The 12,786-nt window shown below is 69.0% G+C and carries 16 protein-coding genes; 6 read left to right on the forward strand and 10 right to left on the reverse strand.

Annotated elements, in window-relative coordinates:
* Window positions 1-152: 152 nt before the first annotated feature.
* On the reverse strand, window positions 153-464 hold the full coding sequence (locus OHA99_RS22065) for a hypothetical protein (RefSeq protein ID WP_165685750.1): 312 nt from the start codon (window positions 462-464) through the stop codon (window positions 153-155).
* Between the two features lie 21 nt (window positions 465-485).
* Window positions 486-2,174: a sodium:solute symporter family protein gene (locus tag OHA99_RS22070; protein ID WP_153179456.1), complete on the reverse strand. Its 1,689-nt coding sequence runs from the start codon at window positions 2,172-2,174 to the stop codon at window positions 486-488.
* A 214-nt stretch (window positions 2,175-2,388) separates the two neighbouring features.
* Here OHA99_RS22070 and galT point away from each other — a divergent pair, with 214 nt between their 5' ends.
* Genes galT through galK form a run of 3 tightly spaced genes read left to right on the forward strand, consistent with a single transcriptional unit; the run spans window position 2,389 to window position 5,621 of the window.
* A complete protein-coding gene (galT, locus tag OHA99_RS22075; RefSeq protein WP_366472112.1) occupies window positions 2,389-3,450 on the forward strand; it encodes a galactose-1-phosphate uridylyltransferase in 1,062 nt (353 codons plus the stop codon).
* Window positions 3,447-4,409 carry a UDP-glucose 4-epimerase GalE gene (galE, locus tag OHA99_RS22080; RefSeq protein WP_405697391.1) on the forward strand — a complete coding sequence of 321 codons (963 nt, stop codon included), beginning with the start codon at window positions 3,447-3,449 and terminating at the stop codon, window positions 4,407-4,409. The genes galT and galE overlap by 4 nt, the downstream gene beginning before the upstream one ends.
* 48 nt (window positions 4,410-4,457) lie before the next feature.
* Window positions 4,458-5,621 (forward strand): galactokinase, encoded by a 1,164-nt coding sequence (gene galK, locus OHA99_RS22085; protein WP_153179459.1) that lies wholly within the window; start codon window positions 4,458-4,460, stop codon window positions 5,619-5,621.
* 62 nt (window positions 5,622-5,683) lie between these two features.
* On the opposite strand, the gene OHA99_RS22090 is transcribed toward galK, so the two are convergent.
* The 7 genes from OHA99_RS22090 to OHA99_RS22120 all read right to left on the reverse strand — a co-directional run bounded on the left by OHA99_RS22090 (window position 5,684) and on the right by OHA99_RS22120 (window position 9,903).
* On the reverse strand, window positions 5,684-6,340 hold the full coding sequence (locus OHA99_RS22090) for a hypothetical protein (RefSeq protein ID WP_405697393.1): 657 nt from the start codon (window positions 6,338-6,340) through the stop codon (window positions 5,684-5,686).
* The gene (locus OHA99_RS22095; protein ID WP_405697394.1) at window positions 6,337-7,005 is read right to left on the reverse strand and encodes a hypothetical protein; all 669 of its coding nucleotides are present in this window, start codon (window positions 7,003-7,005) and stop codon (window positions 6,337-6,339) included. Before OHA99_RS22095 ends, OHA99_RS22090 begins: the two co-directional genes overlap by 4 nt.
* Entirely contained in the window at window positions 7,002-7,349 is a 348-nt protein-coding gene (locus OHA99_RS22100) for a hypothetical protein (RefSeq protein ID WP_366472107.1), read from the reverse strand. Before OHA99_RS22100 ends, OHA99_RS22095 begins: the two co-directional genes overlap by 4 nt.
* A 99-nt stretch (window positions 7,350-7,448) precedes the next feature.
* Window positions 7,449-8,375: a hypothetical protein gene (locus OHA99_RS22105; protein ID WP_405697396.1), complete on the reverse strand. Its 927-nt coding sequence runs from the start codon at window positions 8,373-8,375 to the stop codon at window positions 7,449-7,451.
* A gap of 12 nt (window positions 8,376-8,387) precedes the next feature.
* Window positions 8,388-8,744, reverse strand: coding sequence for a hypothetical protein (locus OHA99_RS22110; protein ID WP_405697398.1), 357 nt, complete (start codon window positions 8,742-8,744; stop codon window positions 8,388-8,390).
* 3 nt (window positions 8,745-8,747) lie between these two features.
* Complete coding sequence (locus OHA99_RS22115; protein ID WP_405697399.1) at window positions 8,748-9,062, reverse strand: hypothetical protein; 315 nt, start codon at window positions 9,060-9,062, stop codon at window positions 8,748-8,750.
* A gap of 385 nt (window positions 9,063-9,447) precedes the next feature.
* Window positions 9,448-9,903: a GNAT family N-acetyltransferase gene (locus OHA99_RS22120; RefSeq protein WP_405697401.1), complete on the reverse strand. Its 456-nt coding sequence runs from the start codon at window positions 9,901-9,903 to the stop codon at window positions 9,448-9,450.
* A gap of 311 nt (window positions 9,904-10,214) precedes the next feature.
* Between OHA99_RS22120 and OHA99_RS22125 the strand changes: the two genes are divergently transcribed.
* Window positions 10,215-10,994: a response regulator transcription factor gene (locus tag OHA99_RS22125; RefSeq protein WP_164384423.1), complete on the forward strand. Its 780-nt coding sequence runs from the start codon at window positions 10,215-10,217 to the stop codon at window positions 10,992-10,994.
* Here the strand turns inward: OHA99_RS22125 and tamR are convergent.
* Window positions 10,953-11,450, reverse strand: coding sequence for a MarR family transcriptional regulator TamR (gene tamR, locus OHA99_RS22130; RefSeq protein WP_007450665.1), 498 nt, complete (start codon window positions 11,448-11,450; stop codon window positions 10,953-10,955). The genes OHA99_RS22125 and tamR overlap by 42 nt on opposite strands.
* A 119-nt stretch (window positions 11,451-11,569) precedes the next feature.
* Here tamR and OHA99_RS22135 point away from each other — a divergent pair, with 119 nt between their 5' ends.
* Together OHA99_RS22135 and OHA99_RS22140 are read left to right on the forward strand one after the other, a co-directional pair.
* Window positions 11,570-12,400 (forward strand): trans-aconitate 2-methyltransferase, encoded by an 831-nt coding sequence (locus OHA99_RS22135; RefSeq protein ID WP_405697403.1) that lies wholly within the window; start codon window positions 11,570-11,572, stop codon window positions 12,398-12,400.
* Complete coding sequence (locus OHA99_RS22140; RefSeq protein WP_366472102.1) at window positions 12,397-12,774, forward strand: VOC family protein; 378 nt, start codon at window positions 12,397-12,399, stop codon at window positions 12,772-12,774. The genes OHA99_RS22135 and OHA99_RS22140 overlap by 4 nt, the downstream gene beginning before the upstream one ends.
* Window positions 12,775-12,786 lie beyond the last annotated feature (12 nt).

Raw genomic sequence — 12,786 nt, forward strand, 5'->3', positions numbered from 1 at the left:
GTCGTGCCGCCTGAGCTGCGGGCAGTCGTGCCGCTGGGGCGGCACGGGTGGGCGCAGCGGCACCCCGGCAGCGCCGGGCCGCGCACCCCACCCCGCGCCCACCCCCACGCTGGGCACCCGGAGAGCACAGACCCGGCGTCAGCGACGTACCGTCACTCCTCCCCGCCGCCCTCTTCCAACGGCGGCGCAGGCGGAGCCGCAGGCCGCAGCTTCAGCCAGACCAGGAAGAAGACCCCCAGGACCAGCATCCCCACCCCGGTCCACAGATTGATGTTCACCCCCTGCGCCTTGTCGATCTCGTCGTCGGACGCCGCGAACCCCGCGATCGTCACGATGACGCCGTAGATCACGAACAGCCCGCCGATGATCCGCCGGATGTCGAAGAGCCGCGCGGCGGTGACGGACTTGGTCTCCAGCTCGGAGACCTCGTCCTGAAGGTTCTTGTCGGAGTAGGAATCAGACATGTTCTCTCAATCCTCCCGCGATCAGAACGAGAACGGGATGTAGCAGGCGGCGGCCAGGACGACCGCCCCCCAGCCCAGCAGCGCCGGCTTGCGGTACCACGCGTCGTCCCCCTTGGCGGGCGGCTCCGCCATGCCGGGAGAGGTCGTGCCGTAGACCAGGCCCTGGAGTTCGGTGGCGGGCTTCGGCGCGGTGAACAGGGACACCGCGACCATGACCACCGCACCGGCGACGAACCCCGCGATCGCGGAGACGAAGTTGGCGCCCTGGTCGGAGGGGATGTCGATGATGCCCTGCTTGTAGATGACGAAGTAGTTCACCATCGCCGCCGTGGTACCCGCGATCAGCCCCCAGAAGCCGGACTTCATCGACGCCCGCTTCCAGAACATGCCGATGATGAAGACCACGAACATCGGCACGTTGAAGAAGGAGAAGAGCGTCTGGAGGTAGCTCATGATGTTCGAGAACGACGAGGCCAGGAACGCCGTGCCGATCGAGGCCAGCACGCCGATGACCGTGATCAGGCGCCCGAAGCGGACGTAGTAGCCGTCCTCACGGTCCTTCACCACGTACTTCTGCCAGATGTCGGTCGTGAAGACGGTGTTGAAGGACGAGATGTTGGCCGCCATGCCGGCCATGAAGGCGGCCAGCAGACCGGTCACCGCGATGCCGAGGACGCCGTTGGGCAGCAGTTGCTGCATGAGGTACGGGATCGCGTCGTTGTACTGGAGGTCCGAGCCGGGCGTGCCGATCTTCGGGACCAGGACCGCGGCGACCAGGCCCGGGATCATCACCACGAACACGATGAAGATCTTCGGGAACGCCGCGATCAGCGGTGTGCGCTGGGCGGCCGAGAGGTTCTTCGCCGACAGGGCGCGCTGCACCTCGGCGAAGTTCGTCGTCCAGTAGCCGAAGGAAAGCACGAAGCCGAGACCGAGCACGATGGTCAGCCAGTTGGCACCGAGCGGGTTCTCGCTGCCGATGCCCGTGCCGCCCCAGGCCGTCATGAAGTCCGAACCGTGGGACTGGGAGAGGGAGTCGGACAGGCCGTCCCAGCCGCCGACCTTCTTCAGGCCCAGGATGGTGATCGGGATGAGGCCGGCCAGGATCACGAAGAACTGGAGGACCTCGTTGTAGATGGCCGAGGAGAGGCCGCCCAGGGTGATGTAGGCCAGGACGAAGAAGCCGGCCACCACGATGGCCACCCACTCCGGCCAGCCCAGCAGCGCCTCGACGACGATCGCGAGGGCGTAGAGGTTCACGCCCGCGATCAGGATGGCCGCGACGGCGAACAGGGCCGAACTGAGCAGGTGGGAGGCCTTGTCGAAGCGGAGCAGCAGGAACTCCGGGACCGAGCGGACCTTCGAGCCGTAGTAGAACGGCATCATCACCAGGCCGAGGAAGACCATCGCCGGGATGGCGCCGATCCAGTACCAGTGGGTCGTGTAGACGCCGTACTGGGCGCTGTTGGCGGCCATGCCGAGGATCTCGGTGGCACCCAGGTTGGCGGCGACGAAGGCGAGGCCGGTGACCCAGGCGGGCAGCGAACGGCCGGACAGGAAGAAGTCCAGGCTCGTCTTGACCGACCGGCGGGCGGCGAAGCCGATGCCCAGGACGACCAGGAAGTAGATCCCGAGGATCGTGTAGTCGAGCCAGTTGGTGGGGAGTCGAAGCTCTGCGGCTAGATAGGTGGAGCTTGTGGGGGTTTGCATTAAGCACTCGCTTCGTTCGCGAACTGATCCGGAGCGGAACCTACGCCTCCGCGTTCAGTAATTGAACACTTCTGGTGATGAACTTTGTTTGATTGTGATGAACCGGCGCCGCAGAGGCGGTCATGGTGGGTTGTGGCGTGTTATGTTTGATTGTGTTCGGTGATTGATGGGTGTCCTTGGCGACCGTCATGGGTCGGTACAGAGGAGAGCGGCAGTGAAGAAGACCTCGACCCGGCTGGCCGACGGCCGTGAGCTGGTCTACTACGACCTGCGGGACGACACCGTGCGCGACGCCGCGGACCGCCGTCCGCTGGAGCGGACCGTCACCACCTCCGAGATCCGCCGCGACCCGCTGCTCGGCGACTCGGTCGCCGTCGCCTCGCACCGCCAGGGCCGCACCTACCACCCGCCGGCCGACCAGTGCCCGCTGTGCCCCTCGCGCGGCGACCGCCTGAGCGAGATCCCGGACTCGTCGTACGACGTCGTGGTCTTCGAGAACCGCTTCCCCTCGCTGGCCGGCGACTCCGGCCGCTGCGAGGTCGTCTGCTTCACCTCCGACCACGACGCCTCGTTCGCCGACCTGAGCGAGGACCAGGCCCGGCTCGTGCTGGACGCCTGGACGGACCGCACCTCCGAGCTGTCCCATCTGCCCTCCGTCGACCAGGTGTTCTGCTTCGAGAACAGGGGCGCCGAGATCGGCGTGACGCTGGGTCACCCGCACGGGCAGATCTACGCCTACCCGTTCACCACCCCGCGCACCGCCCTGATGCTGCGTTCACTCGCAGCCCACAAGGACGCGACCGGCGGGGAGAACCTGTTCGACTCCGTCCTCGCGGAGGAGCTGTCCGGCGACCGGGTCGTCCTGGAGGGCGAGCACTGGGCCGCCTTCGTGCCGTACGCCGCGCACTGGCCGTACGAGGTGCACCTCTACCCGAAGCGGCGGGTGCCGGACCTGCTCGGCCTCGACGAGGCGGCGCGCACAGAGTTCCCCCAGGTCTATCTGGAACTCTTGAGGCGCTTCGACCGGATCTTCGGCGAGGGAGAGCCTCCGACGCCCTACATCGCGGCCTGGCACCAGGCGCCGTTCGGGCAGCTGGAGGAGTTCGAGGGCGTGACGCGGGACGACTTCGCGCTGCACCTGGAGCTTTTCACCATCCGCCGCACTTCGGGCAAGCTGAAGTTCCTCGCGGGCTCCGAGTCCGGCATGAACGTGTTCATCAACGACGTGCCCCCGGAGCGCGCGGCCGAGCGTCTGCGAGAGGTAGCGAGTTCATGAGCGGGAAGTACCTGGTGACAGGTGGTGCGGGTTACGTCGGCAGCGTCGTCGCCCAGCATCTGCTGGAGGCCGGCCACGCGGTCGTCGTCCTCGACAACCTCTCGACGGGTTTCCGCGAGGGCGTGCCGGCGGGCGCCACGTTCATCGAGGGCGACATCCGCGATGCCGCCAAGTGGATGGATCCCTCCTTCGACGGCGTGCTGCACTTCGCCGCCTTCTCCCAGGTCGGCGAGTCGGTCGTGAAGCCCGAGAAGTACTGGGACAACAACGTCGGCGGCACCATGGCCCTGCTGGAGGCCATGCGCGGCGCGGGCGTCCGCCGCCTCGTCTTCTCCTCCACCGCCGCCACCTACGGCGAGCCCGAGCAGGTCCCGATCGTCGAGACCGCGCCGACGAAGCCCACGAACCCGTACGGCGCCTCGAAGCTCGCCGTCGACCACATGATCACCGGCGAGGCGGCCGCCCACGGCCTGGGCGCGGTCTCCCTGCGCTACTTCAACGTCGCGGGCGCGTACGGCGAGTACGGCGAGCGCCACGACCCCGAGTCGCACCTCATTCCGCTGGTCCTCCAGGTCGCGCAGGGCCGCCGCGAGGCCATCTCCGTCTTCGGCGACGACTACCCGACGCCGGACGGCACCTGCGTACGCGACTACATCCACGTCGCCGACCTGGCCGAGGCCCACCTCCTGGCCGTGGCGGCCGCCACCCCGGGCGAGCACCTCATCTGCAACCTGGGCAACGGCAACGGCTTCTCCGTCCGCGAGGTCGTCGAGACGGTGCGGCGGGTGACGGGCCACCCGATCCCCGAGGTCGTGGCCCCGCGCCGGGGCGGCGACCCGGCGGTCCTGGTGGCCTCGGCGGACACCGCCCGCGAGAAACTGGGCTGGAACCCGTCCCGCGCGGACCTCGCGGGCATCGTGTCGGACGCGTGGGAGTTCGCGCAGCGACGCGCGGTCTAGAACGCACGGCACGCACGGACTTACCGAAAAGGGCGAGGGGTCAGAGGCATGGACGAGGCTGTCGCGAGGACCGTCGGCGAGCGGTTCCGGGAGCTGTACGGGGCGGAGCCGGAGGGAGTGTGGGCGGCGCCGGGCCGGGTGAACCTCATCGGGGAACACACCGACTACAACGACGGCTTCGTCATGCCGTTCGCCCTGCCGCACCAGGCCGTCGCGGCCGTCTCCCGGCGCGACGACGGCATCCTGCGCCTGCACTCGGCGGACATCGCGGCCGACCCGGTCGAACTGCGCGTCGCCGACCTCGCCCCCGGCTCGGACAAGTCCTGGACCGCGTACCCCTCGGGCGTCGTCTGGGCGCTGCGCGAGGCGGGCCACGAGCTGACCGGCGCCGACGTCCACCTGGCCTCCACGGTCCCCTCGGGCGCGGGCCTGTCCTCCTCCGCGGCCCTGGAGGTCGTCCTCGCCCTGGCGCTGAACGACCTCAACTCCCTCGGCCTGCGCGGCTGGCAGCTGGCCAGGCTGTGCCAGCGCGCGGAGAACGTCTACGTGGGTGCCCCCGTCGGCATCATGGACCAGACGGCCTCCGCCTGCTGCGAGGAGGGCCACGCCCTCTTCCTCGACACCCGCGACCTCTCCCAGCGCCAGATCCCCTTCGACCTCGCCGCCGAGGGCATGCGCCTGCTGGTCGTCGACACCCGCGTCAAGCACTCCCACAGCGAGGGCGAGTACGGCAAGCGCCGGGCCGGCTGCGAGAAGGGCGCCGCGCTCCTGGGCGTCGACGCCCTGCGCGACGTGCCCTACGCCGACCTGGACGCCGCGCTGGAACGCCTCGGTGACGAGGAGGAGATCCGCCGTCTCGTCCGGCACGTCGTCACGGAGGACGAGCGCGTGGAACGCGTGGTGTCGCTCCTGGAGTCCGGCGACACCCGGGCCATCGGCCCCGTCCTCGTCGAGGGCCACGCCTCGCTGCGCGACGACTTCCGCATCTCCTGCCCCGAGCTGGACCTGGTCGTCGACACGGCCCTCGCCTCCGGCGCCCTCGGCGCCCGCATGACCGGCGGCGGCTTCGGCGGCTCGGCGATCGTCCTGGTGGAGGCCGCCGACGTGGACCCCGTCACCAAGGCCGTCGAGAACGCCTTCGCGGCGGCCGGCTACAAGACCCCGCGCGTGTTCGAGGCGGTGCCTTCGGCGGGGGCACGGCGGGTGGGGTGAGCCACGGGCAGGTGTCCACGGCGCGGTGACGATCGGGGGCCGTCGGGTTCCTGGCGTCTCCCTCAGCCGCCGGTCTTCCAGCCGTCCGCTTCGTCGTCCGGGCTGATCCGGACGGTGCGGGCGAAGGCGTCGATGTCGTCGAGGGCTCGGAGGATCCGGCCGGCGTCGGGGTCGGCCAGGATGATCAGGACGTCGGCGGCTTCCGTACCCCTTTCGTAGCGCCAGGCGTAGAGGAGGCCGACATGCACCTCGTTGCTGTCTTCGTCCTGGTAGTAGCGCAGTACGCGCAAGCCGGTCCCCAGGTACGGGGAGTCGAAGTCCTCCACGACGGGCCGCTCGACGGTGTAGCCCGCATCGGCATGGGTCAGCTCACGCAGTGCCGTTTCCCTGTTCTCGCCCTCCTCGATCTCCACCAGGTCGACGTACGCCGGGAGGGGAATCTCCCTCGGGTGCGGGAGATGGAGGAAGACCTCGAAGCCCGGATAGGCCGCAGGGGCCCTGACGGCGAACATCAGGAGCATGTTGGTCAGCAGGTCGACTTCGCCGGGAGCCGGCTTCGCCGACGCGAAGTCCTCCCAGATCCCCTCGGCGAAGTAGCGGGCCCACGCCTCAGGTGTCCGTGCCTCCTCGACGCCCTCGAGTCCCGGTTCCGGCCACATGAGCGGGATGCGGATCCAAGGGGACAGGTCCATGGCGTGCTTGACGTTGAGCCAGCTCATTCGTCACTCCATCTGAACGTGCCGACCACCGCGTCGAACAACTCGACCAGCACGTCGGTGAGTTCACTGTCGACATCACCGTCACCCGGCGTGGAGAAGTTGATGCTGATCCAGTGACCGGGATCGTCCGGCACAGGGATCACGTAGTCGACCCGCCGAGTCGGCAGGGCGGCCTGCTGTTCCCCTTCGTCAAGGGCACAGCGGTAGGCCCGGCGGAGTGCGGGTGCCCCTGCCACGTCGACTGTTCCGGCCGTTCCGGCCGTTCCGCCGGGGACGTCGTCGTCGGCCAGCCGAGCGATCACTGCCTCGGGCGGAACCGTGTGCTCTCGGCCGATCGGCAGCTCGGCGACGATGAAAGAGGCCATGAGGAAGATTCCTCCGCGCGGGAGCACCGGAAGGTAGAGGTCGAGGCCTCCGTTTCTTCTGGCCGCACGGGCCTGCTTCTCCAACTGGCGCCGCATGTCCAGCCGGAAGCGCATCGCGTCGTCCCGGGGAATCCCCTCCGGGACCCGCCCCATGTGAGAGAAGAGGATCTGCTCCAGCGCCTCCTTCGTACCCTCGCGCAGGGGGACGCGGACCCAGCCGGGCGGCAGGACGAGCTCATAGCGGCCGGGAACGGCCGCTCCGACGGGCGGTGTGGACTGGTCCGGGCCGGCTGTACTCACGCGCGAGCCTGCTTCTTGAGCTGCCAGTCGGCCACGAGGATCGTCAGGCAGGAGAGCAACGGAATCACGGCCAGCAGGCTGTAGCCGATGGCGCCGATGACGTTCCAGACCAGGTAGAGCACGGCAACCAGCTTGATCGTCTGGGAGAAGTTGGCACCCAAGCGCGGGTTACGGATGAGTTCTCGGTACCTGAAAAACAGGACCAGCATCAGTACGGGTGCGATCATCATCGGCCATGCCACGTAGCCGTAGGTGAGCCAGGTCAGTCCGCCGTACTCGCTGCCGATATCCTGGAAGGCGAAACAGAGAATCGGTGCCAGTGTGTATGCGGCAAGAAACTTCATGGCCCGTGATTCCTGTGGGCTTTTCGCTGGAATTGTTGCCACTGACTTAACTCCCTGGAGTTACGCTCTGAACGTCGTTGCAATTGCATCCATAAGTGGTCACCAGCGGCTCCCGACTTGACGGGTCAGAACATCTTTGGCGTTGCCGTACTGTTCCCTGTAAGGTCCCTTTTCCCCCAATTTGTCGCCCACGTCGACCAAAGCAGCTGCCGCATAGTTCAGCTTGAAGTGCATTGCGGCCTTCTTCATCTCGTCGGCCGCCCTCACCACATTGGGGTCCGAACCGAACTCGGCGCGCATGGCCTTGGCGAACTTGCTCGCGCTCACGACTTCTCTGTCGCCGCCCAGCAGTCGGTCCAGTCGAGTCGTCCCAGGTCGTGTCTCCCTCGACCCGGCCCGGCGCAGCGCACTCTTCGCGCGCACGGCCTTCGCCCCGCGGGCCGAGTTCGTGCCGTAGCGCATGATGTTCCTGTCGAGCAGCTTGCGCAGATTCGCGTACCGCTGGAACCGCCCCGCCCGGCTTGCGGACTTGAGGGTTGCCGCTGCGGCCTTCACGCCCTTCATCGCGACGCTGCCGAATCCCAGCGTCGCCAGCGCGAAGACGTCCATGGCGACGTCCGCCCAGTTCCCGTCGCCGGAAAGGGCAAGCACCGTGTGTCCCACGCCGACGAGCGCCGTGAGGCTGATGGTGGTCACCGTAAGGAGAGTCGCCAGCCATCCGACGGGCGTGAAGAGGAGAGCGACGACCCCGATGACGGTCGCTGCCCAGCTCAGGATTTCAACGACGCTTTTGATCGTGTCCGCCTGCTCGTGGACCCAATCCTTGAAGTTCTCCCATCTGCTGTCCTTGATGATGTCGGAGATGTCACGTCCGATATTCTCCGCATAATGCCGGGCACGGGAGTCGCGCTCGGAGACGACCTGATTCAGCTTTCTCTGGTACGGCGCCAGGTGGCTGCTGGGGTCGGGTTCCTCCGGGGTCTTCTTGTCACCGTCCCCCTTGGCCTCGGCCTCTTTCCTCTTCACCTCGGCAGCGTGTTATTCGTCGGCCCGCTTCGCGGCCCGGAGGACGCCGTCGGCCCGTTCCTGGAAGTCCTCCAGTTCGTTGGCCCATGTGCCGAGGTCGCCGACCACGCGTTCGTAGCGGGCCGCCGTCTCGCGGAAGTGCTTGTCGATGTCACCGGAATCTTCCCGGATCTTGTCGGCGTACTTGCCCTGTAGCGCGTCACCGTCGGAGGCCTTGCGCAGGAGGGCTGCCTGGTCGCGCAGGGTCGAGGCGAGGCTCTTCATCCGGGTGACCTCGTCGCGGATGTCGTCCGGGTCGCCGGGGATCGGGTCCTTCTCGGTCAGCGGGTGCCAGTCGACCGGGCGGCGCCGTCCTTTGCCTGTACCCATCGGCTATTTGCTCCCGCTTTTTGCGTGCTTCTTCTCGTTCGCGTTCTTGAGGTCGAGGTCCAGCTTCTCGAATGTCCTGTGTGCAGTCTCGACTTGCTCACCCAAGGTCTTGACTTTTTCCAGGAGTTCGCGCCGATAGGTGTCCCAGTTGTTGACGAAATCGTCCATCTTGCCGGCGATGGTGTCGTGACCCCAGATGTCATGGATGTCGGCGCGATGTTCTTCGATTCCGTCGAGGGCCTTCTTGATGCTGTTCAGATTCTTCTTCGAAGATTCCAGAAGCATGTAGTCGGCTACCAGGCGGTCGTGCTCGCCCACAGGCACCTCCGTTTGATCAGGGGGTCGACGGACGAGTTGCCTTGGAACTGGCGCCGCCGCGGGCGGACGGCGCCAGGGCCGCGACTGCGGTCGGTGCGGCGACTGCCTGCGGTGCGGGGTGGCGATTCACGGGTGTCTCCCGGAGGGACGAGGTGCTTTTGGGCGTGTCAACGCTAGCGATGGGCCTGGAGTGACGGCAGTGAGGTTTACGTCAAGCCCCATTTCGTCAACCGCGCGAAGCGGACGGAACCCAAAGGGGGTAGCGCGTTCTGGGAGGGGCATGGACCCGACGTCCGTCCTTCCGTACCGGGCATCCTGGCCGTGTGCTTTATGCGCGGCAGATTCGCGGTCGCCCCATGGCTGTGAGCCGCTGCACTCGACCGACTCACCCCAGCCGTTTCACCAACGTGTACTCCGTGATCCCCGGCGGGTAGTCGGGGATCACGCACACCACGTCGTAGCCGCGCCCCGTGTAGAAGTCCGGGGCCTGGAAGTCCCAGGTCTCCACGCGGGCGGCGGCGCAGCCGCGTTCGGTGCGGGCGGTGTGTTCCGCCTCGTCGAGGAGGGCGGATCCCAGGCCCGCGCCGCGGTGGCGGCCGTCCACCCACAGGTAGGTCACGTGGAGCCAGGTCGCCCAGGTGTGGCCGACCAGGCCGCCCGCCAGAGCGCCGGTGGCGTCCAGTACCCACACGTGCAGCGGGAATTCGCGTTCGTGAGGGGTTCCGCGCAGGGAGCGCAGGACGGAGGAGGCCGCTGTGTTCGTCTCCCGCAGGCGGGTGCGCAGCAGATTGCGCCGTTCCTTGTCGACTTCTGTCACAAGACGAAACATGCGGCTCACCATAAACGCGCAGGGGAGTCAGTTCTGCAAATAGCCTTCCGCTCCCGGCGCCCGCCCGTACTCTGATGAGCAGCACCGGTGGGGGCCGGTGCCGTTCAGGGGGCGAGACAGCCGGGTACGACGCCCGGGACGGGGGTAGCGGTTACTGCACGGCGGCGGCCGTGCGGCTGCGGCGACCCGTCCCGGAGTACCGAGCACAACAGCACAGCTGGATGCGGGGCCCTGGGCGTCGTACCCGTGCCGGTGCCGTCATCCGAGGACGGACAGACGATGGGTATCCCCTGCTCCGTGCGGAGCTCGGGGGAGGGGGTTTCGTGGTTCGTATCCGAGTCCTGGTCGTCGACGACCATCGCATCTTCGCCGAGTCGCTCGCCGCCGCACTGGCCGCCGAGCCGGACGTCGACGTCTCCGCGGCCGGCAGCGGTCCGGCCGCACTGCGCTGCCTGGAACGGGCCGCGTCCGAGGGGCGGCGGTTCGACGTGCTGCTCGTCGACGCCGATCTGGGCGGCCACGTGCCCGGCACCCGGCCGGCCGTGCCCGTGCGGGACGGCAACGAGGACGGGCTGGTCGACGGGATCTCGCTGGTCGCCGGGGTGCGGTCGGGGCAGCCGGGCGTACGGATCGTCGTCCTCGCCGAGAAGGACGATCCCCGGCGGGCCGCCCTCGCGCTGGGGGCCGGAGCCTCGGGGTGGGTGGCGAAGGACTGTTCGCTGTCGCGGCTGCTCAGTGTGATCCGGGGTGTGCTGCGGGACGAGACCCATCTGCCGCCCGCGCTGCTCACGGGCGTCCTGCGCGAGCTGACCGCCGCCCGCAAGCACCGCACCGAGAGCGAGATGCTGGTGGAGTCGCTGACCCCGCGCGAGCGCGAGGTGCTGCGCTGCATGGTCGCCGGGCTGGGGCGCAAGGCGGTCGCGGAGCGGCTGTATCTGTCCCCGCACACGGTGCGCACCCACATGCAGAACGTGCTGGGCAAGCTGGGCGTCCACTCCACCCTGGCCGCGGTCGCGCTGGCCCGCAGGGCCGGGGTGGGGCCGGCCGATCTGGACCGGCCCTCAGCCGGGGATGTTGTCGAACGGGGCGGTCAGCTGGCGTAGCAGGGCCGCCAGTTCGCTGCGCTGGGCGCGGGACAGCTCGCCCAGGATCGCCCGCTCCTGGGCCAGCAGGCCCGCCAGCGACTGGTCGGCGCGGTCCCGTCCCTCGTCCGTGAGCCGGACCAGGACCCCGCGCCGGTCGCTGGGGTCGGGCAGGCGCTCCACCAGGCCCTTCTTCGCGAGGCGGTCGATGCGGTTGGTCATCGTGCCGGAGGTGACCAGGGTCTGGGTGAGGAGCTGGCCCGGGGAGAGCTGGTACGGGGTGCCCGCGCGGCGCAGCGCGGTGAGCACGTCGAACTCCCACGGCTCCAGTTGGTGTTCGGAGAACGCCAGCCGCCGTGCGCGGTCCAGGTGCCGGGCCAGCCTGCTGACGCGGCTCAGCACCTCGAGCGGTTCCACGTCGAGGTCCGGGCGCTCCCGGCGCCACGCTGCGACCAGCCGATCGACCTCGTCCTCCATGACGATCAGTGTAGTGGTTGTGTCGACGTGAAGTCTCTTGAAGTCAACTCTCTTGACATCGAGATACATTCATAGTGACGCTGGGTACCCGTCCTGCACGGACACCCTCTGGAGGCTCCATGCCCGCCACCGCCCCCACCTGGGACCCCGCCCAGTACCTGCGCCACGCCGGCCACCGCGCCCGCCCCTTCACCGACCTCCTCGCCCGGATACCCGACCTCCCCTCCGACCCGCCCCGCATCGCCGACCTCGGCTGCGGCCCCGGCAACGCCACCGCCCTCCTCGCCGACCGCTGGCCCACCGCCCGCATCACCGGCTACGACAACTCACCCCGCATGCTCGAACGCGCCCGCGAGTACGCCGGCCCCACCCCCGGCGGCGGCCACCTCGACTTCGCTCCCGCCGACGCCCGCACCTGGACCCCCGACGAGCCCTGCGACCTCCTCGTCAGCAACGCCACCCTCCAGTGGGTCCCCGGCCACGCCGACCGCTTCGGCGACTGGATCGACCGCCTCGCTCCCGGCGGCACCCTCGCCCTCCAGGTGCCCGGCAACTTCGACGCCCCCAGCCACCGCCTGATGCGCGAACTCGCCGGCTCCCGGCGCTGGCGGGACCGGCTCACCGGCGTCCTGCGCCACGACGACGCCGTCCTCACCCCCGAGGCCTACCTCGCCCGCCTCACCGCCACCGGCTGCACCGCCGACGTGTGGGAGACCACGTACGTCCACCTGCTGCCCGGCGACGACGCCGTCCTCGACTGGGTCAAGGGGACGGGACTGCGGCCCGTACTGGACGCCCTCGCCGACGACCCGGCGGCCCGCGACGCGTTCGTCGACGAGTACCGGGCCGTCCTGCGCGCCGCCTACCCCGCCCAGGCGCACGGCACCCCGTTCCCCTTCCGCCGCGTCTTCGCCGTCGCACGGAAGGGACCCGGGGGAGACCGGCGGTGATCACCGGCCTCGACCACGTGCAGCTGGCCGCGCCACCCGGCGCCGAGGAGCGGCTGCGCGCCTTCTACGCCGGTGTCCTCGGCATGACCGAGACTCCCAAGCCGCCCGCGCTCGCCGCCCGCGGCGGCTGCTGGTTCGAGGCGGGCACCGTCCGGCTCCACCTCGGCGTGGAGGCGTCCGGCTTCCGCCCCGCCCGCAAGGCCCACCCCGGGCTGCGGGTCACCGGGATCGACGCGTACGCCACCCGCCTGGAGGCCCACGGCACGTCCGTCACCTGGGACGACGACCTGCCCGGCCACCGTCGCTTCCACTGCGCCGATCCGGTCGGCAACCGCTTGGAGTTCCTGGAGCCGGACGGACCCGCCCGGCCGTGAGTCCCACCCGGC

The sequence above is a fragment of the Streptomyces coelicoflavus genome (assembly GCF_045041415.1).
Taxonomy (GTDB): domain Bacteria; phylum Actinomycetota; class Actinomycetes; order Streptomycetales; family Streptomycetaceae; genus Streptomyces; species Streptomyces coelicoflavus.

Coding starts and splice junctions, on each gene's coding strand:
- OHA99_RS22065 (WP_165685750.1), bottom strand. CDS start 464: ATGTCTGATTCCTACTCCGACAAGAACCTTCAGGACGAGGTCTCCGAG.
- OHA99_RS22070 (WP_153179456.1), bottom strand. CDS start 2,174: ATGCAAACCCCCACAAGCTCCACCTATCTAGCCGCAGAGCTTCGACTC.
- galE (WP_405697391.1), top strand. CDS start 3,447: ATGAGCGGGAAGTACCTGGTGACAGGTGGTGCGGGTTACGTCGGCAGC.
- galK (WP_153179459.1), top strand. CDS start 4,458: ATGGACGAGGCTGTCGCGAGGACCGTCGGCGAGCGGTTCCGGGAGCTG.
- OHA99_RS22090 (WP_405697393.1), bottom strand. CDS start 6,340: ATGAGCTGGCTCAACGTCAAGCACGCCATGGACCTGTCCCCTTGGATC.
- OHA99_RS22100 (WP_366472107.1), bottom strand. CDS start 7,349: ATGAAGTTTCTTGCCGCATACACACTGGCACCGATTCTCTGTTTCGCC.
- OHA99_RS22110 (WP_405697398.1), bottom strand. CDS start 8,744: ATGGGTACAGGCAAAGGACGGCGCCGCCCGGTCGACTGGCACCCGCTG.
- OHA99_RS22120 (WP_405697401.1), bottom strand. CDS start 9,903: ATGGTGAGCCGCATGTTTCGTCTTGTGACAGAAGTCGACAAGGAACGG.
- tamR (WP_007450665.1), bottom strand. CDS start 11,450: ATGGAGGACGAGGTCGATCGGCTGGTCGCAGCGTGGCGCCGGGAGCGC.
- OHA99_RS22135 (WP_405697403.1), top strand. CDS start 11,570: ATGCCCGCCACCGCCCCCACCTGGGACCCCGCCCAGTACCTGCGCCAC.